Origin of the sequence: Cupriavidus necator (assembly GCF_013141915.1) — a bacterium.
Classification (GTDB): Bacteria; Pseudomonadota; Gammaproteobacteria; order Burkholderiales; family Burkholderiaceae; genus Cupriavidus; species Cupriavidus necator_B.
Genome location: NZ_SROX01000001.1, coordinates 848,434 through 867,028 on the forward strand (window position 1 = coordinate 848,434; position 18,595 = coordinate 867,028).

Annotated in this window: 16 protein-coding genes and 1 tRNA gene; 9 read left to right on the top strand and 8 right to left on the bottom strand. The window is 68.2% G+C overall.

Annotated features, from left to right (window positions below; all coding sequences use genetic code 11):
- The first annotated feature begins 252 nt into the window (after positions 1-252).
- Positions 253-2,091 (top strand): GGDEF domain-containing protein, encoded by a 1,839-nt coding sequence (locus E5S69_RS03785; protein WP_171513655.1) that lies wholly within the window; start codon positions 253-255, stop codon positions 2,089-2,091.
- 154 nt (positions 2,092-2,245) lie between these two features.
- On the opposite strand, the gene E5S69_RS03790 is transcribed toward E5S69_RS03785, so the two are convergent.
- The 7 genes from E5S69_RS03790 to E5S69_RS03820 all read right to left on the bottom strand — a co-directional run bounded on the left by E5S69_RS03790 (position 2,246) and on the right by E5S69_RS03820 (position 9,133).
- Positions 2,246-2,332: transfer RNA gene (locus E5S69_RS03790), tRNA-Leu, on the bottom strand.
- 96 nt (positions 2,333-2,428) lie between these two features.
- Positions 2,429-3,715, bottom strand: a complete 1,287-nt coding sequence (locus tag E5S69_RS03795) for an amidohydrolase family protein (protein ID WP_171513656.1) — start codon at positions 3,713-3,715, stop codon at positions 2,429-2,431.
- 34 nt (positions 3,716-3,749) lie between these two features.
- Entirely contained in the window at positions 3,750-4,430 is a 681-nt protein-coding gene (locus tag E5S69_RS03800) for a TetR/AcrR family transcriptional regulator (protein ID WP_171513657.1), read from the bottom strand.
- Positions 4,430-5,125 carry a uracil phosphoribosyltransferase gene (gene upp, locus E5S69_RS03805; protein WP_171513658.1) on the bottom strand — a complete coding sequence of 232 codons (696 nt, stop codon included), beginning with the start codon at positions 5,123-5,125 and terminating at the stop codon, positions 4,430-4,432. The genes E5S69_RS03800 and upp overlap by 1 nt, the downstream gene beginning before the upstream one ends.
- 72 nt (positions 5,126-5,197) lie before the next feature.
- Entirely contained in the window at positions 5,198-6,496 is a 1,299-nt protein-coding gene (locus E5S69_RS03810) for a URC4/urg3 family protein (protein ID WP_171513659.1), read from the bottom strand.
- Positions 6,493-7,731, bottom strand: coding sequence for a GTP cyclohydrolase II (locus E5S69_RS03815; RefSeq protein WP_171513660.1), 1,239 nt, complete (start codon positions 7,729-7,731; stop codon positions 6,493-6,495). Before E5S69_RS03815 ends, E5S69_RS03810 begins: the two co-directional genes overlap by 4 nt.
- A gap of 277 nt (positions 7,732-8,008) precedes the next feature.
- Positions 8,009-9,133: an acyltransferase family protein gene (locus E5S69_RS03820; protein WP_171513661.1), complete on the bottom strand. Its 1,125-nt coding sequence runs from the start codon at positions 9,131-9,133 to the stop codon at positions 8,009-8,011.
- A gap of 274 nt (positions 9,134-9,407) precedes the next feature.
- Between E5S69_RS03820 and E5S69_RS03825 the strand changes: the two genes are divergently transcribed.
- Positions 9,408-10,343, top strand: a complete 936-nt coding sequence (locus tag E5S69_RS03825) for an amino acid ABC transporter substrate-binding protein (RefSeq protein WP_171513662.1) — start codon at positions 9,408-9,410, stop codon at positions 10,341-10,343.
- Positions 10,344-10,529: 186 nt separating this feature from the next.
- The gene (locus tag E5S69_RS03830) at positions 10,530-10,841 is read left to right on the top strand and encodes an amino acid ABC transporter permease (protein WP_171513663.1); all 312 of its coding nucleotides are present in this window, start codon (positions 10,530-10,532) and stop codon (positions 10,839-10,841) included.
- 67 nt (positions 10,842-10,908) lie between these two features.
- Here the strand turns inward: E5S69_RS03830 and E5S69_RS03835 are convergent, their stop codons facing one another.
- On the bottom strand, positions 10,909-11,823 hold the full coding sequence (locus E5S69_RS03835; protein WP_171513664.1) for a hypothetical protein: 915 nt from the start codon (positions 11,821-11,823) through the stop codon (positions 10,909-10,911).
- Positions 11,824-12,286: 463 nt separating this feature from the next.
- On the opposite strand from E5S69_RS03835, the gene E5S69_RS03840 reads away from it, so the two are divergent.
- The 6 genes from E5S69_RS03840 to E5S69_RS03865 are packed head-to-tail and all read left to right on the top strand — an operon-like array spanning position 12,287 to position 18,594.
- Positions 12,287-14,017, top strand: coding sequence for a glycosyltransferase family 39 protein (locus E5S69_RS03840; protein WP_171513665.1), 1,731 nt, complete (start codon positions 12,287-12,289; stop codon positions 14,015-14,017).
- Positions 14,018-14,035: 18 nt separating this feature from the next.
- Entirely contained in the window at positions 14,036-14,407 is a 372-nt protein-coding gene (locus tag E5S69_RS03845) for an EamA family transporter (protein WP_171513666.1), read from the top strand.
- A 53-nt stretch (positions 14,408-14,460) separates the two neighbouring features.
- Entirely contained in the window at positions 14,461-15,633 is a 1,173-nt protein-coding gene (locus E5S69_RS03850) for a DegT/DnrJ/EryC1/StrS family aminotransferase (RefSeq protein ID WP_171513667.1), read from the top strand.
- On the top strand, positions 15,612-16,604 hold the full coding sequence (locus E5S69_RS03855) for a glycosyltransferase (RefSeq protein WP_171513668.1): 993 nt from the start codon (positions 15,612-15,614) through the stop codon (positions 16,602-16,604). Before E5S69_RS03850 ends, E5S69_RS03855 begins: the two co-directional genes overlap by 22 nt.
- Positions 16,604-17,545 (top strand): formyltransferase, encoded by a 942-nt coding sequence (locus E5S69_RS03860; RefSeq protein WP_171513923.1) that lies wholly within the window; start codon positions 16,604-16,606, stop codon positions 17,543-17,545. The genes E5S69_RS03855 and E5S69_RS03860 overlap by 1 nt, the downstream gene beginning before the upstream one ends.
- The gene (locus E5S69_RS03865; RefSeq protein WP_171513669.1) at positions 17,542-18,594 is read left to right on the top strand and encodes a bifunctional UDP-4-keto-pentose/UDP-xylose synthase; all 1,053 of its coding nucleotides are present in this window, start codon (positions 17,542-17,544) and stop codon (positions 18,592-18,594) included. The genes E5S69_RS03860 and E5S69_RS03865 overlap by 4 nt, the downstream gene beginning before the upstream one ends.
- Position 18,595 lies beyond the last annotated feature (1 nt).

Below are 18,595 nucleotides of genomic sequence, written 5' to 3' on the forward strand. Positions count from 1 at the left end.
GGCAACCACCTTCGGGACGTTATAAGAGCCTGCCCGATGAGCTTGAGCATAGGTCAAAATGCCCTGCCAGCGTTAGCCGGGAATGTTCGGCGGCGCGCGCCCCGGCAAGCCTGCGGCACAGCGCCGCACGGGGGTGTGGCTGGCGCGAATTGCGGAAGTTTTGGACAGGTGCCGCAGCCTTTTCGTCAATAATGTCGGCAATGACAAAATTTCCACGCATGGCCCGGCCGCTGGCTGCCGGGTGGAGACAGCATGGCCCTGCGGCAACGCACCCGACGGCTTGATCCCGGCAACGACATTGCCCTGAGCGCCGGCCGCGCGCCGCGCAACTGGCCGCGCCGCAGCCTGCAGTACAAGCTGGCGGTGGCCACCGCGGTGGGCGGCCTTGGGACGGTGGTGCTGGCGGCCCTGGTGATCGCCGGATCGTACGGCGACTTCGCCGCGGCCCGACAGAACCTTTACGACATCTCGGCGTATCGCGACGTGCTGGACACCGCCAACGCGCTGTCCGCGGAACGCGGCCCGGCCAACAGCGTGCTGGGTGAGCCACCCTCTCCCCACAGCGCGGCGCGCGCGCGCCTGCAGGCATTCCGCGCCCGCAGCGACGCCGCGCTGGCGCGAATGGCCGCGCCGCCGCCCGCCCCCCTCGGCCTGCACAGCCACCAGCTGCCGCCGCTGATGATCGAGCGCGTACGCGAGCGCCTGGCGCGAGCCCGCACCGAGATCGACGAACTGGCCGCGCGCCCGCCACAGCAGCGCGACATGGAGGAGATCCGCCATGCCATCGAAAGCATGTTCGAGGCGGTCGACGCGCTGCAGCCAGCCATCGCCTGGCAGGTGCGCGAGCTTTCGGTGTGCGATGACGGCCTCGCCGCCCCTGCACTGACCGGCAAGATGCTGGGAGACCTGCGCGAGTACGCCGGGCGCATGGCATCGCAGATCATGGCGCCGGTGGCGGCGCGCCAGCCGATGCCGGTGCAGAGCCTGGTCGACGCGACGCGCTCGCGCGGACGGCTGCTGGAGCTGTGGCAACTGGCCGGGCCGGCGTACAACATGTTCGGCGCCGCGCCCGCATTGGAACAGGCTTACGCCGACGCCGGCCACCAGTTCTTCGGCCGCGGCGTGGCCATGGTCGACAGCCTGGTCGCGCAGGGGCGGATCTCCGGCAACTACTCGATGACGCCCACCGAGCTGACCAACCGCTACGTGCCAACGCTGGAGCCGCTGGAGCGGCTGCGCAGCGTGTTCCTGGATGAAGTGGTGGCGCATTTCACCGCCACGCGCGAGCGCGCGCTGCGCCGGCTTGCGGCCGCGTGCGGCACCTCCGCGCTGATCCTGGCGATACTGGGCTACATGCTGGTGTTCGCGCGGCGCGCAGTGTTCCTGCCGCTGCTGCGCGCGCGGGTCGAGGTGATCGCGCTGGCCGAGGACCGCGGCCACCCGCACGATGACGCCATGTCCGTGTCCGCGGCGCAGGCCGCGCGCATTGGCCAGGCCGCCGAGATGCGGCGCCTGTTCGATGCCATCGACATCCTGCGCCGCAAGCTACGCGAGCGCGCCGCGCTGACCGCGCAACTGGAGCAGCAGGCCCGCACCGACAGCCTGACCGGCCTGCTGAACCGGCGCGCGCTGGAACTGGTGGCGGCCCAGTATGGGGCACACGAGACCGCCAGCCTGGTGCTGATCGACGTCGACCGTTTCAAGCAGATCAATGACCGCCACGGCCACGCCGCCGGCGACCAGGTGTTGCGCAACATCGCCGCGCAGATGCGCGGGCTGGTGCCTTCCGAGAGCGTGCTGGCCCGCTTTGGCGGCGAGGAGTTTGCGCTATGGCTGCCGCACGGGCGGCCCGGCGACGCCGCGGCGCTGGCCGAAACGCTGCGCGCGGCGATCGCGTCACGGCCTGTCTACCTGTCCGGCACCACGCAGCTTGGCGTGACCGCGAGCTTCGGCGTGGCCGTCGGCCATGGCGGCGCGGACCACTGGCAGCGCCTGTTCAGCGCGGCCGACGCGGCCATGTACCGCGCCAAGGCGGAGGGCCGCAATTGCGTGCGCGAGGCGCAGGACCTGGAAGGGATGCCGGCACGCTGAGTCGCCGCCTCGGAGAATGGACGAAAACAGCGGACGAAAAAAAAGCCCGCTTGCGCGGACCGCCTTGCCGTTGCCTGCCCCCGTTCCGTTGCCCGTTCTCGTGCGGTGGGGCGGAAACGAAGAAAGGCTCGCTTGCGCGAGCCTTTCCGAATTTTGGTGCCCAGAAGAGGACTCGAACCTCCACAGTGTTGCCACCGCTAGGACCTGAACCTAGTGCGTCTACCAATTCCGCCATCTGGGCTTCGTTTCGCTGCATTGCTGCTGCGATGCGAAGAAGGAAATTATGCCGAGTGCTGCGGGCACTGTCAACACCCGCGAGCAAAAAACTCTGTGCACGCTATGCCGCACCGCCGCCGCGCAGGAAATCCGCCTGCGCCGGCCGGCCGGGCAGCGCCAGCGCCGCGGTCGCCGCCGGCATGGTGGCAATGGTCTTGCCGGCGCGCAGCACGCGCAGCCGGGTGGCGCGCAGCCGGATCGCCTCGACTGGATCGCGCGCCTGCAGCAGCACCAGGTCGGCGCGGCAGCCCGGCGCCAGGCCATAGCCCTCCAGCCCCAGGATGCGCGCCGGCGCGGCGGTCACCGCGTCAAAGCAGGAGCGCATCGCCGCCTGCCCTGTCATCTGCGCCACGTGCAGGCCCATGTGCGCCACTTCCAGCATGTCGCCGGAACCCAGGCCGTACCACGGGTCCATCACGCAGTCGTGGCCGAATGCCACCGGCACCCCGGCCGCCATCAGTTCGGGCACGCGCGTCATGCCGCGGCGCCGCGGGTAGGTGTCGTGCCGCCCCTGCAGCGTGATGTTGATCAGCGGATTGGCGATCGCCGCCACCCCAGCCTCGCACATCAGCGGGATCAGCTTGGAGACGTAGTAGTTGTCCATCGAATGCATCGAGGTCAGGTGCGATCCGGCCACCCTGCCCTGCAGGCCCAGCCGCACGGTTTCGCTGGCAAGGGTCTCGATATGGCGCGACAGCGGATCGTCGCTTTCGTCGCAATGCATGTCCACGCGCAGGCCGCGCTCCGCCGCCAGCTCGCACAGCAGCCGCACCGAGTCCGCCCCCTGCGCCATGGTGCGCTCGAAATGCGGAATGCCGCCGACCACGTCGACGCCCAGGTCCAGCGCGCGTTTCAGGTTGGCAAGCGCGCCCGGCGCACGCAATACGCCGTCCTGCGGGAACGCCACCAGCTGCAGGTCCAGGTATGGCCGCACGCGTTCGCGCACGTGCAGCAGCGCTTCCACCGCCAGCAGGCGCGCATCGCACACATCCACATGCGAGCGGATCGCCAGCAGCCCGCGCGCCACGGCCCAGTCGCAATAGGCGAGCGCGCGCTCGACGATGGCCTCCTGCGTCAGCAGCGGCTTGACCTCGCCCCACAGCGCAATGCCTTCCAGCAGCGTGCCCGACTGGTTCACGCGCGGCAGCCCGTACGACAGCGTGGAATCCATATGGAAGTGCGCGTCGACGAACGGCGGCGTCACCAGTTGGCCGGCGGCGTCGATCTCTTCGCCCGCGCGCGCGGCCAGCGCCGGCTCTACTGCGGCGATGCGGCCATCGGCAATGCCGATGTCGATGCCGGTGCGCCCGTCGGGCAGGTTGCAATGCCGCAGGATCAGGTCGAGCATGAGGGGTGTCGTGGTATCCGGTTTCGGTCGGGGCTCAGGCAAGCGGCACCGGCGCCAGGCCACAGCCACGCAGCAGCATCACCACCACATGCTCGGTGGCGTGCGCGTAGTCCTGCTGCCTGAGCTGGCTGACACCGAGCACCGCGCAAACCTGCGTCTCAAAATCCGCGTAGGTCTGCGTCGCGGCCCAGATGGTAAAGAACAGGTGCTGCGGGTCGACCGGCGCCATCTGGCCGCGATCGATCCACTGCTGCACCACCGCGGCCTTGCGCGACACGAGTTCGCGCAGGGCATGGCGCAGGATCTCGCCGATTTCGGGCGCGCCGTGCAGCAACTCGTTGGCGAACACCCGCGACGCATCCGGATGGCTGGCCGACAGCCGCATCTTGGCGCGGATGTACTGTTCCAGCGCCACCTGGGGCGGCAGCTCGGCGCGGATCACGTCGGCTTCCGACAGCCACAGCTGCAGCGTGTGCGCCAGCACCGCGCGGTACAGCGCCTGCTTGGTGCGGAAGTAGTAATGCAGGTTGGACTTCGGCACGCCCGCGCGCACCGCGATCTCGGCCATGGTGGCGCCGGCAAACCCGGCACGCGCAAACACATGCTCGGCCGCGCGCAGGATCATGGCCTGGTTCTCCTGCCGGATGCGGCCGCCCGCCGCCGCGCGTACAGGCGGCGCACGCAGTGTCGGCGCAAGACCGGCGCTTGAGTCCATCAGCGCGTGCCGTACAGGCGGTCGCCGGCGTCGCCCAGGCCGGGCACGATATAGCCGTGCTCGTTGAGCGTCTCGTCGATGGCCGCGGTGACGATGCCCACATCCGGATGCGCGGCGCGCAGCGCGCCCAGGCCGGGACGCGACGCGATCAGGCACACATACTTCATGGTGGTGACGCCGGCCTCCTTGAGCCGGTTCAGCGCCGCGATGGCCGAATTGCCGGTGGCCAGCATCGGATCGACCACGATCACCATGCGTTCCTGGATGTCCTCGGGCATCTTGAAGTAATACTCGATCGGCTCCAGCGTCTCGGGGTCGCGGTACAGGCCAATATGCCCGACGCGCGCCGCGGGCAGCAGGTCGAGCATGCCGTCGAGAAAGCCGTTGCCCGCGCGCAGGATCGACACCAGGCACAGCTTCTTGCCCGACAGCACGCGCGACTGGGTGGCGGCGATCGGCGTGCGGATCGCGATGGTTTCCATCGCCAGGTCGCGCGTGGCTTCGTAGGTCAGCAGCTGGCTGATCTCGCGCACCAGCCGGCGGAAATTGTCGGTGGTGGTGTCTTCGCTGCGCACCAGCGTGACCTTGTGCTGCACCAGCGGGTGGTCGACCACCATCACGCCGGGCAGGCAGGCAAGGTCGGCGGAATCCGGCACGCGGGGCTCAACTGCGGGAACAGCGGACATGTCGTTCATGGTGACGCTCCTGATGCCACGTTGCACAAGCCATCCCTGCCGGCAAAGCCGCCCGCGGCGCGGGCGGCGCGTTCAGAACACCGTACCGTCGCTGACGATGGCAAACGGCGGCGCGCCGCCGGGCCGACGCTTGGCGGCGATGCGCCGCCCTGCCGCCCAGGTGCCGCCTTCGAGCACGCGCGCCAGCGGAAACTGCGCTTCCTCCAGGCCCAGCGCCTGGCGCACGCAGTCGGCCACCAGGTCCAGGCCGCTCACGGTCAGCGCGCGCCATTCGACGATGACGGGCTCATCCACCGCATGCGGCTCGGCGGCAAAGCCGGGAGCGCGCGGCACCATCAGCTCGAAGTCGTACAGCAGGCCGCCGTTGCGGTACTCGGGGAGGCCGGTCAGCGCATCCAGGCCGGTCACGGTGAGGCCGGCGTCTTCCAGCGGCTCCAGCAGCGAATAGGTCAGCCACTGGGTCAGCTTGTGGAACGGCACCAGCCCGCCCGGCGCCGCCGGATGGCGCCAGCAGTCGCCCAGCGACACGCCCTCGAGCACGATCCGGCCCGGCCACACCGGCCCCAGCCCCACCAGCAGTGTGCGCAGCAGGAAGCTGGCATCGAGGTCGCCACCGACGGCATGCGCCTTCAGGTAGTCGTAGAGATTGCCCAGCCGCGCCGGCCGGCCGAACAGCGCCGGGGTCGCTTCCATTACCTCGCCCAGCCGGCGCAGTAGTCCGGCGCGGCCTTCCAGCCCCACCAGCGGGTTGTGCTGCGCGACCTGGAAGGCGTGGGCAATGCTATCGGCGTCGATGCGCTGCAGGCGCTCGGCATCGGCACGCAGCGGATCGCCCGGCGCCGCGGAAAAACCGCCGCGCGCGAACAGGTCGAAGCTGGCCGCGCCCAGTCCTTCCGAGCGTGTCAGCACCAGGTCGCTGGTCGGATCGCGATAACGCCACTCCGGGCCGGCGCCCGCGTCCAGCAGCACGCTGGGGATCACCAGGTCGATGCCGATGCGGGCGCGCTCCTCGCGATGTTCGGGCCCGCTCAGCCCGGCGCGCTCGCACAGCACCTGCCAGCGGTCAGCACGCTGGTCGGCACCGCCGCTTTCAAAATGGCGCCAGCGGCTGTGATAGGGGACTTGCAGGTCCGGGTAGCGCTGCCGGATGGTGCTGGCGACGTAATCGGCAATCGCATGCACGCGGTCCGGATGCCAGGTAAAGAGTTCGGACGCGCCGCTGGCCACGTGTTCGGTGACCGCCGCGCAATGGGTGCGCACCGCCTCGGCGCACAGCAGCGCCGCAGCGGGATGCCCTTCCGGCACCGGGCTCAGCCAGCCATTGCCATGGCGCTCGCTGCCGGCACTGCCGTCCTCGGGATACATCGTCATTCGTTCAACCCCCTGCCCTTTGCCAGGGCCAGTTCATTCGCATCCGGCGGCGTGTAGTGCGTGAAGTAGCCGGCAGCCACCTTGGCGTCGATCTCGACACGTGCGTCGGCCGGGATCAGGGCCTCGGGGATCGCCACCTGCTCGACCACCTCAATGCCCTGCGCCACCAGCGCGCCATGCTTCATGTTGCTCATCGACGCCCAGCGGTCGATGCGGCGGATGCCCAGCCAATGGAACACATCCGGCATCAGCTCCTGGAAACGCATGTCCTGCACGCCCGCCACGCATTCGGTACGGGCAAAATAAGTCTCGGCGCGGTCGCCGCCAACCTGGCGCTTGCGCGCGTTGTAGACCAGGAACTTGGTCACCTCGCCCAGCGCGCGCCCCTCCTTGCGGTTGTAGACCACCAGCCCGACACCGCCCTGCTGCGCCATCTCGATGCACACCTCGATGCCATGTGCCAGATACGGCCGGCAGGTACAGATGTCTGACCCGAACACATCCGATCCGTTGCATTCATCGTGCACGCGGCAGGCCACGCGGGTTTCGGGCTGGCCCAGCTGGCTGACATCGCCGAAGAAATACAGCGTCATGCCGCCGATCGGCGGCAAGAATACCTTCAGGTCCGGCCGTGTCACCAGTTCCGGAAACATGCCGCCAGTCTGCTCGAACAGGCTGCGGCGCAGCACGCTTTCCTTGATGCCGAAACGGGCCGCCATGCCGGGCAGGTACCACACCGGGTCGACCGCCGCCTTGGTCACGCACACGTCGCCATTGGCATGCAGCAGGTTGCCATCGGGCCTGAGCCGTCCCGCGGCAATGGCCGAGACCAGTTCCGGCATATTGATGTGCGCGCGCGTCACGGCGATGGTCGGGCGGATGTCGACGCCGGCGGCGATGCGGTCGGCAAAGACCGTGGAAACCAGATGGCCCCACGGATCGAGCGAAACGATCTTGTCCGCATCGCCCCATTGCGGGTGGGGGCCGATGGCTTCGGCGGGAGCGGTGTCGGTCAGGTCGGGACGATGGTCGCGCTGCAGCGTACCGGACGCTACCGCGAGGGCACGGTAGATGGCGTAGGCGCCCGCATGGGTGCCGATCACATTGCGCTGCGCCGGGTTACCCAGGCTGGCGATGACCGGTCCGCGCTCCGCCGCGGTCGGCGCGCCCCAGTGGATGGGCTCGGCCGGCTTGTCGCGGCGCGCATGCGAAGTCAGGACGATATGGTCGGACATGGCACCCTCGGTTCCCGATGGAATCCTGACCAGACGGTCAGGTTTACGATTCCATAGTAGGCAACCTTTATGCCATCGCCCAATGCCCGTTTACGCCAGTGTTGCGGCAGTGTGTGTGGCGTCCAACGCAAGTCCGCCACCGGGGCATGCACGCCGGGCGTGCCGGCAGCACCATGCTGGCGGCACGCATGCACTGCCAGCATGCGGCGCGCGGCCAGCGGCCGCGGGCACGGCCGGCGTAGTTCGCGGCGGGGTCGCGCAGCGCTGCTTGCAACGGTTACATGGTCGGACGGCGCGCCGAGCCGGCGCCCGCGTCGCGTGCGGAGTCGCCGCGGCTGGCCAGCAGCGCGCGCAGCGCGGCCAGCGGCTGCGCGCTTTCCACGTAGCGGTAGAACAGGGCCCCCGCCACATTGCTGAGCGCCCAGGCCGCCGCCATGCCCAGTGCATTCAGCACCGGCTGGCCCGGGGCGAGCTGCGACACCAGCGCATTGACCATCAGGCACACCGGGAAATGCACCAGGAACACGGAATAGGAAATCCGCCCGAAGTAGCCGACCATGCGCGCCCGCGGCCATCGTTCCAGCCAGCCGTCGCGGCGCGCCAGCGCCAGCAGCAGCGCGGTGGCCAGCGCCACGGCAATACGCAGGCGGAAGTCCAGCATCAGCGCGGCCAGCGCCACCGCGCCCATCAGCAGCAGCGGCAGCAGCGGCCGGCCGGGCGCGGACGCCCAGTAGGCCAGCGTACCCATGCCATAGGCGCCGAAGAAGTACACCGCCCAGATATCCCACGCGGCGTCGCGGTTGAACCAGAACAACGACGCCACGGCCGCAAGCGCCACCAGGCCGATGCTGACCACCACGCCGGCCGATGCCTTGCCCCGCGACAGCGCCCGCGCGGCCCATAACGTGCCCAGCAGCAGCGCGAACAATTGCAGGTCGATGGCCACATACCAGACGCCGGCCGACAAGGCGTCAACGTCGAGGATGTTATGGAGCAGCGTCAGGTGCGCCAGGAACTGGCCCAGCGTCGGCGAGGCGGGGATCGAGTCATGCGCCATCCAGTGCCGGGCCACCGCGGCGCCGGCAATACTGAGCAGGATCGCCGCCGCAAACGGCACCACCAGCTTCTGGTAGCGGCGCCACAGCATTCCCAGCGGATGCTGGCGGGTCTCCAGCCGTCCGTGCGGCGCCAGACTGCGCGCCGCCAGGAAGCCACTGATCACCAGGAACACCTGCACGGCGATGCGCGCATAGTCATACAGCCAGCCCACCAGCCCGGGCGCCAGCGGGTAGGCGGCGTCCGACATCGGTCCATAGAAGGCGAGGTGGTGCAGCACGATCAGTTGCGAACTGACGGCTTTCAGGGCGTCGATGCATGGCAGGCGCGACGGGCGGGGGCTCATTGTTATAAGAATGATGCAAAGGCCACGGAAGGCGCGATTCTACCTGCTTCTCAGCCATATAATGTGCGCCATTACATACTTTTTGTAGTTTGGTTACACAGTGGCGGGGCTTGTTGCGACTTCGCCTGTACGGGCGCGGTCAATGAGCCCATGCGGGCCGGCCCGGCGTTCCGGCGGGAATTTGCTTATGACGACAATGTCCTTCGCCTTGCCCCGCCCCGGGTATACCCTAGCGTCTTTGCCGCACTGCCGGCCGCTTCCCGGTTCTTTTCGCATGCCTGTCTTTGCCTTCCCCCTCCGCCTTGCCCGCGTCCGCCATCCGTTCGCGGCCATCGCCATCGCGCTTGCTGCCGGCCCCGCGGCCATGCTGGCCCCGGCCGCCGCCCGCGCCCAGAGCCCGGTGCTCGACAAGATCCGCGACTCGGGCACCATCGTGCTGGGCTACCGTGAATCCGCGTTGCCGTTCTCGTTTGCCGACGACAAGGGGCAGCCGGCCGGTTATGCCGTCGACCTGTGCCTGCGCGCGGCCGAGGCGGCGCGCCAGAAGCTGGGCCTGAAAGACCTGAAGGTGCGCTGGATGCCGCTGACGCCGCAGAACCGCATCCCGGCGGTGGCGAACGGGCTGGTCGACCTCGATTGCGCGCCCAACACCAACTCGCTCGAACGCCAGAAGCAGGTCGCGTTCAGCGTCTCGCACTATGTGTCGACGGTGCGCATGCTGGTGCGGGCCGACTCGGGCATCCGCTCGTTCGGCGACCTGCGCGGCAAGACCGTGGTCACCAGTGCGGGCTCGACCGGCGACCGCCATGTGCGCCGCTTCAAGGGCCAGTACGGCTATCACGACGTCTACGCCAAGGACCACGGCGAATCATTCCTGCTGCTGGAGTCGGGCCGGGCCCAGGCCTTCGTGATGGACGACGTGCTGCTGGCGGGGCTGCGCGCACGCGCCAAGGACCCGTCGCAATATGTCATCGTCGGCCCGGCGCTGTCCGTCGAGCAAAACGCGCTGATGCTGTCCAAGGCCGATCCGGAATGGAAGCGCCTGGTCGACCAGACCCTGGCCAAGACCTTTGCCGGCCCCGAGGTAACGGCGCTGCAGCAGCGCTGGTTCCAGCAGCCCATCGGCAGCCGCGCCATCAACCTGGCGCTGGCGCCCTCGGGCGAGGTGCGCGCGGCGTGGAAGCACCCCTCTGACGCGGTCACCGAATAAGGCATGCCGGCGGCGCAGAGCGCAATCGCGCCAGCGCCGCAATTCAGGGTTTCCATGAGGGCGCGGTGCCGGGCAAGCCCCAAGTTGACAGTGATCAATGATGTTAGCGACACTGGCCCGCGCCATCCCTGTGCAGGGCGGGCCATAGACACGACCGCCCGACGGCGGCATATCTGAGGAGAAACCATGAACAAGTTCGTCGCGACCGCGATCGCACTCTGCCTTGGCGCCGCATCGCTGGCGGTGCAGGCACAAGCCGCCGGCAAGCAGCAGTTCGATCCGTATTCCCAGGGCGCCAAGTCGGGCGAGAAGTTCGACCCGTACAGCCAGGGAGCCAAGGCCGGCGACAAATTCGACCCGTACAGCCAGGGCGCGAACAAGAGCACCCGCACCGACCTGACCGACGCTTCGGCGCCGGCGGCCGAGAAGAAGCCGGCCAAGAAGGCCAGCAAGAAAAAGAGCAAGAAGAAAGCCGCCTCCGCACCGGCTGCCAGCTGACCTGGCAGCGGTCGGAAACAAAAAACCCGCTTCGGCGGGTTTTTTGTCGCCTCGGACAACCTGCGGCTTACGGCGCCTGCGTGTCGCGCTCCAGCGCGGTGACGTCGACGCGCTGGACCTTATCGCCCTGGCGCACTTCGGTGCGCAGCACGAAGGCGTCGGCCGGGCAATACCAGTCGGTCACGTGCATCACGGTAGGCTCGGCCTGCACCAGCTCGCCACCGATCATCAACTGTCCCAGCGAGGTGCGCTTCTCGTACGAAATCGGCTGGCATTCCTTGCGGCCCATCAGGGTATCGATCAGCTGGCGCTTGCCCACGTGGCGCGACCCGATATGGATGGTCGCGCGCTGCGCGTCCATGGTGCTGACCGCTTCATCGGCACCCAGCGGATAGACCTTCAGCGAAACACTGGATTCGAAGGTTTCCCCCTCCAGCGTGGTGCCTTCGCGCAGGTCCAGGCCGGCATAGTTGAATACACCCTTGCCGCGGAAGGCAGCCTCGCCATACATGCGGGCATAGCGCGCGCGCGCGTTGATGACCGCATGCTGGCTTTCGATGCTGGTCTGCGCCTCGGGCGCGCCGCGTTCGATCACCACCTCATGCACCTGGTTGGTGATCACGGGCGGCCCCATCAGCGCGGACAGCGCCGACTTGGAATTGACCTCGAGTTGGGCGCGGCACCCGGATGGGCTGCGCACCACGTCGCGCAAGGTCATGCGGATCGACATCGGCATCACGCCGTCGCCTTCCATCTGCACATGCGACCCGGAGCGGAACCACGGCGCATTGCACAGCACCGCCGCGGCGGCGGCCTGCGCCTGGCTCGCCGCAGCCTGGGCGACCCCACCCGTGCCCGGCAGCACCGCCATGCCTTGGGCGCTGGCGGGTGGCACCGCGGATAGCGCCACGGACAGCCCGGCCGTCAGCACCGTGAACGCCACCAGGCCCGCCCGCCGGCTCTGCTGAACCTTTCTCTTCACATCGATCCCCGTCTTGGATGGTTCCGTCCCGGAATCAGCGCCCCGCCTGACGGCCACTGACTGACATCGGAATTATCGCGTTTTTGTTGCGCATGTAACTGGTCATTTCACGCCTGCGTCGGACTGACGGACATGCCGCCTAGCAGCCGGGACGATCGCGCATCCCACCCGCTGCATATGCTCTATACAGCTCATGCGCTCCGGTCTGGCGCTGCGCGCGCCCCCGGACCGCTTCGAGTCACTTGGCCGGCGTGCTACCATTGCGCGCCTTGCGTATTCCGCCTTGCTTGTCCCAGCGGTTGTGGCGACCCAGGCGCCTGGCGGTATCATGGGCTCGCTGAGGCACGCCGGGCGTCGACATTCCCGTCCGGTGTCCACCGCCAGCGCCGGCTCTGCGTTGTGATGGCTTCCCCGCCACCCGCGCCGCCCGAGACCTGGCCCGCCGCGCTTTTCCAGGAGATCCATGCGTAGTTCATCGACCCCGCGGGTTGCCGCGCCGTTCGTCGGAGCCACCGCAAGCGCCGTCATGCTGGTCAGCGTGCTGATCCTGCTGGTGTGGTTCGGTACCCTGGACATGCGCCACCTGCTGCGCTCCGATGAAGGCCGCTACGCCGAGATTGCCCGCGAGATGGCCGCCACCGGCGACTGGGTCACGATCCGCTACCACGAACTCAAGTATTTCGAGAAGCCACCGTTCCACCTGTGGGTGACGGCGCTCGCCTACAACCTGTTTGGCGTCGGCGACTGGCAGGCCCGCCTGTGCGTGGCGTTGTCCGGCATGCTGGGCATCGGCGTCTCGATGCTGGCCGCGGCGCGCTGGTACGGCTGCCGCGTGGCGATGCTGACCGGGCTGGTGCTGGTCTCGGCGCCGATGTGGAATGTCGCCGGTCATTTCAATTCGCTCGACATGACGCTTTCCGGGGCCATGGCTTGCGTGCTCGCCTGCATGCTGCTGGCCCAGCATCCCGAGGCCACGCCGGCCGCGCGGCGCAACTGGATGCTGGCCTGCTGGGCGGCCATGGGTGTGGCGGTACTGGTCAAGGGGCTGGTCGGGCTGGCCTTGCCCGGGCTGGTGCTGGTGGCCTACACGCTGGCAACGCGCGACTGGAAGCTGTGGCGCCGCCTGCACCTGCTGGCCGGCATTGCCGTGCTGCTGGTCGTCACGGTGCCGTGGTTCTGGCTGATATCCGAACGCAATCCTGAATTCCTGCGCTTCTTCTTTATCCACGAACACTGGCAGCGCTACACCTCCAACGTGCACCACCGCGAGGGCTCGGTCTGGTACTTCGTGCCGTTGCTGCTGGGCGGCTTCCTGCCGTGGCTGGGCCTGGCGCCGCAGATGTGGCAGGCGGTGCGCGAGCGCGCCGGCGTGGCGCGCGGCAACGCACCGCGACCGTTCCAGCCGGCGTTGCTGGCCGGGCTGTGGGCCGTGGCGATCTTTGTCTTCTTCAGCCTGTCCGGCTCCAAGCTCCCGGGCTATATCGTGCCGGTCTTCCCGGCGCTGGCGCTGCTCGCCGGCGTGGCGCTGGGCACCACCACGGAACGCGCGTGGCGCTGGCAGGTCAATGCCATGATCGCGCTCGGCGTGATCGGGCTGGTGGCGAGCCCCTTCGTCGGCATGATGGACAAGCCGGGCACGCCCAATGCGGTGTATCGTGAATTTGCCGCATGGCTTGCCCTCGCCTTTGCCGTGATGCTGGGCGGCGCGCTGCTGGCACGCCGCCTGCTGCGCACGCGCGGGGTGTTCCCCAGCGTGGTGGCCTATGCGCTGGCAATGTTTGTGTGCGCCACGGTGGGGCTGCGCGCCCACGAGGCCATGGGCCGGCCGAGTTCCGGCGCGGACCTGGTGCCCGCAATCCAGGCCGTGCTGACGCCGGACATGCCGCTGTACAGCGTGCGGCTGCTGGACCACACGCTGCCGTTTTACCTGCGCCGCACCACCATCCTCGTTGAGCATCCGGACGAACTCGAGTTCGGCGTCAACCAGGAACCGCAGAAGTGGATCCCGACCGTCGACCAGTTCATTGCGCGCTGGCAGGATGGCCAGCGCGCGGTGGCGATCATGGCGCCGCAGACCTACGCCGCGCTGGCCGCGCGCGGCGTGCCGATGCACCAGATCGCCGCTGACCGCCGGCGCGTGGCGGTCGCCAATTTCGCCGTGCCGGGCCGACCCATCCCGACGCAAGCACCGTAATCCGCCAACCGCAGTGCCATGACGCTTTCCACTTTCGCTTTCATCCTGACCGGCGTGCTGCTCAATGCGGCCGCGCAGCTGCTGCTCAAGGCCGGCGTCAACGCCATCGGCGCCATCACCCTCGATCGCGGCACGCTGCTGCTCACGGCGCTGCGCGTGCTGACGCAATGGCCGGTGCTGGCGGGGCTCACGCTGTACGTGGTCAGCGTGGGCGTCTGGATCGTGGGCCTGTCGCGGGTCGATGTGTCGATCGCCTATCCGATGCTGTCGCTGGGCTATGTGGTCAACGCGCTGGCGGCCTGGTGGCTGTTCGGCGAGATCATCGGGCCCTTGCGCGTGGCTGGCATCCTGCTGATACTGGCGGGCGTCTTCCTGATCGCCCGCTCCTGAAGGCTGCCCGTGCCTTTGCCAGGCCTGACCATCGCCGTCCCCTTCGCCTTGCCATGACCGCATCCGCTCCCGCATTCCTGCCTTTTGTCCGGCCCGATATCGACGCCGCCACCATTGCCGAAGTCGGCAAGGTGCTGGCCTCCGGCTGGATCACCTCCGGTCCCAAAATGCAGGCTTTCGAAGCCGCGCTGTCGGCGTTGTTCGGCGGGCGCCCGGTGCGCACCTTCGCCAACGGCTCGGCGACCATGGAGATCGCGCTGCGCATCGCCGGCGTCGGCCCCGGCGACGAAGTCATCACCACGCCGATCACGTGGGTCGCCACCGCCAACGTGGTGGTGGCCGTCGGGGCGAAGCCGGTGTTCGTCGACATCGACCCGCGCACGCGCAACCTGAACCTCGACGCGGTCGAGGCCGCGGTCACGCCGCGCACGCGCGCCATCATGCCGGTCTACCTGTCGGGCCTGCCGGTCGACATGGAACGCCTGTACGCGATCGCCGCCCGGCATGGGCTGCGCGTGATCGAAGACGCGGCGCAGGCGATCGACTCGCGCTGGCGCGGCCAGCGCATCGGCGCCTTCGGCGACCTGGTCAGCTTCAGCTTCCAGGCCAACAAGAACATCACCACCATCGAAGGCGGCTGCCTGGTGATGAACACGCCCGAGGAAGCCGTGCGCGCTGAGCGCCTGCGGCTGCAGGGCGTGATCCGCACCGGCATGGATGGCATGGATGTCGAAGAGCCCGGCGGCAAGTTCAACTTGACCGACGTCAACGCCGCGGTCGGCCTGGCACAACTGGAACGGCTTGACGCGATCACCGCGCGCCGGGCTGAACTGGCCGACACCTACTTCCGCTGCGCCGCCGACAGCGGCCTGGAAGCCCTGGGCATCGAACTGCCGCAGCCGCTGGATCCGCTGGCCGCGACGACCAACTGGCACATGTTCCAGGTGGTGCTGCCCACCGACCGGCTGCAAGGCGGCCCGGCGCAGGCGCGGCAGCGGGTCATGGAAGCCATGCGCGAGCGCGGCATCGGCACCGGCGTGCACTATCCGCCGGTCCATCTTTTCACTTACTACCGCTCACTCGGCTGGCGCGAAGGCATGCTGCCGCATGCCGAACGCATCGGGCGCGGCATTGTCACCCTGCCGCTGTTCCCGGCGATGCAAGCCGCCGACGTGGAGCGGGTCTGCGCAACCCTCAGCGAAACATGCAAACGTCTTTCCCAATGAGCCCGGTCGAAGTCTCGGTCGTCATTCCGGTCTACAACGAAGAAGACGGGCTGCAAGCCCTGTTCGACCGCCTCTATCCGGCGCTGGATGGCCTCGGTGAATCGTACGAGATCATCTTCATCAACGACGGCAGCGTCGACCGCTCGGCGCAAATGCTGGCAGCGCAGTTCCACAAGCGCCCGGACGTGACCCGGGTGGTGCTGTTCAATGGCAATTTCGGCCAGCACATGGCGATCCTGGCGGGTTTCGAACACACCCGCGGCAAGATCGTGATCACGCTGGACGCGGACCTGCAGAACCCGCCCGAGGAAATCCCGCGCCTGGTCGAGACCATGCGCGCCGGCCACGACTACGTCGGCACCGTCCGCCGCCAGCGCAACGACACCGCGTTCCGCCGCTATGCCTCGCGCGCGATGAACCGGCTGCGCGAACGCATCACCAAGATCCGCATGACGGACCAGGGCTGCATGCTGCGCGCCTATGACCGCAACGTGATCGACACCATCAACGCGTGCCGCGAGGTCAACACCTTCATTCCGGCGCTGGCGTACACCTTTGCCTCGAATCCGGTCGAGATCGAGGTCGGCCACGAGCAGCGCCACGCCGGCGAATCCAAGTACTCGCTGTACCAGCTGATCCGCCTGAACTTCGACCTGGTCACCGGCTTCTCGATCGTGCCGCTGCAGTGGTTCTCGGCCATCGGCACGATCCTGTCGCTGCTATCCGGGGTGCTGTTCGTGGTGCTGCTGGTGCGACGCTTCGTGCTGGGCTCGGAAGTGCAGGGTGTGTTCACGCTGTTCGCCATGAACTTCTTCCTGATCGGCATCCTGCTGTTCGGCGTCGGCCTGCTGGGCGAGTATGTCGGCCGCATCTACCAGGAAGTGCGCGATCGCCCGCGCTATCGCATCAAGGCCGTGCTGGAAGCCGACCCGGCACGCACCGCACCGGCCCGCACGGGCGTGGAGCCATGATGCGCGCCGTGGTCTTTGCCTACCATAATGTCGGCGACCGCTGCCTGCGCGTGCTGCATGCGCGCGGCGTGGAGGTGGCGCTGGTGGTCACGCACCGCGACCGGCCCGACGAGAACATCTGGTTCCGCCGCGTGGCGGATACCGCGGCCGAACTGGGCATCCCCTTCGTCTATGGCGAGGATCCGGCCGATCCGGCCATCGCCGAGGCAGTGCGCACCGCGCGTCCGGACGTCATCTTCTCGTTCTACTACCGCGCCATGATCCCCGCCGGCGTGCTGGCGCTGGCACCCGCGGGCGCCTTCAACATGCACGGCTCGCTGCTGCCGAAATACCGCGGCCGCGTGCCGGTGAACTGGGCGGTGCTGCATGGCGAAACCGAGACCGGCGCCACGCTGCACGCCATGGAAGCCAGGCCTGACGCGGGCGATATCGTCGACCAGACCGCCGTGCCGATCCTTCCCGACGACACGGCCGGCGAAGTGTTCGAGAAGGTCACCGTGGCGGCCGAGCAGACGCTATGGCGCGCCCTGCCCGCGATGATGGCGGGACAGACGCCGCGCCGCCCCAACAAGCTGGCCGAAGGCAGTTACTACTCCGGGCGCAAGCCCGAGGACGGCCGCATCGACTGGAACCGGCCCGCCGCCGAAGTCTACAACCTGATCCGCGCGGTCGCGCCGCCCTATCCCGGCGCCTTCACTGAAATCGCCGGGCAACGCTTGATCGCGGCACAGGCGCGCCGGCCGCTGCCGGATGCCGCGCGCGCGCTGCCCGCCGGCACGACGCCAGGCCTGCATGTGCGTGACGACCATATCGTCGGCCTGTGCGGCGACGGCGCCCTGGTCATCATCACGCAACTGCTGGCGCAGGACGGCTCGGCCGTCACGCCGCAGGCGCTTGCCCAGTATCTCCATACCGAACAGTCCAACGAGGAAAACCGATGAAAAAGGTCCTGATTCTTGGCGTCAACGGCTTCATCGGCCACCACCTGACGCGCCGCATCCTGGAAACCACGCCGTGGGAGGTCTACGGCATGGACATGAACACGGACCGCCTGGGCGACCTGGTCGACCATCCGCGCATGCACTTCTTCGAAGGTGACATCACCATCAACAAGGAGTGGATCGAGTACAACATCCGCAAGTGCGACGTGGTGCTGCCGCTGGTCGCCATCGCCACCCCCGCAACCTACGTGCGCCAGCCGCTGCGCGTGTTCGAGCTGGACTTCGAGGCCAACCTGCCGATCGTGCGCGCCGCGGTCAAGTACGGCAAGCACCTGGTGTTCCCGTCGACCTCCGAGGTCTACGGCATGTGCAGCGACGACGAATTCGACCCCGAGGCCTCGCCGCTGGTCTACGGCCCGATCAACAAGCCGCGCTGGATCTACGCCTGCTCCAAGCAGCTGATGGACCGCGTGATCCACGCCTACGGCATGGAGCAGGGCCTGAACTACACGCTGTTCCGTCCGTTCAACTGGATCGGCGCGGGGCTGGACTCGATCTTCGAATCGAAGGAAGGCTCGTCGCGCGTGGTGACGCAGTTCCTGGGCCACATCGTGCGCGGCGAACCGATCAAGCTGGTCGACGGCGGCGCGCAGCAGCGCGCCTTCGCCGACATCGCCGACGGCATCAGCGCGCTGATGCGCATCATCGAAAACCCCGGCGGCGTGGCCAGCGGCAAGATCTACAACATCGGCAACCCGGGCAATATCCATTCCGTGCGCGAGCTGGCCGAGATGATGCTGAAGATGGCCGCCGACTATCCGGAATACGCGCAGGAAGCGCGCCATACGAAAATTGTCGAGACCTCGTCGGGCGACTTCTACGGCAAGGGCTACCAGGACGTGCAGCACCGCGTGCCGAAGATCGACAACACCATCGAAGAACTGGGCTGGCGCCCGGAGATCAGCATGGAAGCGGCGCTGCGGCGCATCTTCGAGGCGTACCGGGGCAAGGTGGTCGAGGCCCGCACCCTGGTCGATTCGGCTGACTGAG

Excerpts from the sequence above, each read along its gene's own strand:
- E5S69_RS03800 (WP_171513657.1), bottom strand. The coding sequence starts at position 4,430 with ATGGACTCAAGCGCCGGTCTTGCGCCGACACTGCGTGCGCCGCCTGTA.
- upp (WP_171513658.1), bottom strand. The coding sequence starts at position 5,125 with ATGAACGACATGTCCGCTGTTCCCGCAGTTGAGCCCCGCGTGCCGGAT.
- E5S69_RS03860 (WP_171513923.1), top strand. The coding sequence starts at position 16,604 with ATGCGCGCCGTGGTCTTTGCCTACCATAATGTCGGCGACCGCTGCCTG.
- E5S69_RS03785 (WP_171513655.1), top strand. The coding sequence starts at position 253 with ATGGCCCTGCGGCAACGCACCCGACGGCTTGATCCCGGCAACGACATT.
- E5S69_RS03830 (WP_171513663.1), top strand. The coding sequence starts at position 10,530 with ATGAACAAGTTCGTCGCGACCGCGATCGCACTCTGCCTTGGCGCCGCA.
- E5S69_RS03795 (WP_171513656.1), bottom strand. The coding sequence starts at position 3,715 with ATGCTCGACCTGATCCTGCGGCATTGCAACCTGCCCGACGGGCGCACC.
- E5S69_RS03820 (WP_171513661.1), bottom strand. The coding sequence starts at position 9,133 with ATGAGCCCCCGCCCGTCGCGCCTGCCATGCATCGACGCCCTGAAAGCC.
- E5S69_RS03825 (WP_171513662.1), top strand. The coding sequence starts at position 9,408 with ATGCCTGTCTTTGCCTTCCCCCTCCGCCTTGCCCGCGTCCGCCATCCG.
- E5S69_RS03840 (WP_171513665.1), top strand. The coding sequence starts at position 12,287 with ATGCGTAGTTCATCGACCCCGCGGGTTGCCGCGCCGTTCGTCGGAGCC.
- E5S69_RS03815 (WP_171513660.1), bottom strand. The coding sequence starts at position 7,731 with ATGTCCGACCATATCGTCCTGACTTCGCATGCGCGCCGCGACAAGCCG.
- E5S69_RS03850 (WP_171513667.1), top strand. The coding sequence starts at position 14,461 with ATGACCGCATCCGCTCCCGCATTCCTGCCTTTTGTCCGGCCCGATATC.
- E5S69_RS03845 (WP_171513666.1), top strand. The coding sequence starts at position 14,036 with ATGACGCTTTCCACTTTCGCTTTCATCCTGACCGGCGTGCTGCTCAAT.
- E5S69_RS03865 (WP_171513669.1), top strand. The coding sequence starts at position 17,542 with ATGAAAAAGGTCCTGATTCTTGGCGTCAACGGCTTCATCGGCCACCAC.
- E5S69_RS03810 (WP_171513659.1), bottom strand. The coding sequence starts at position 6,496 with ATGACGATGTATCCCGAGGACGGCAGTGCCGGCAGCGAGCGCCATGGC.
- E5S69_RS03855 (WP_171513668.1), top strand. The coding sequence starts at position 15,612 with ATGCAAACGTCTTTCCCAATGAGCCCGGTCGAAGTCTCGGTCGTCATT.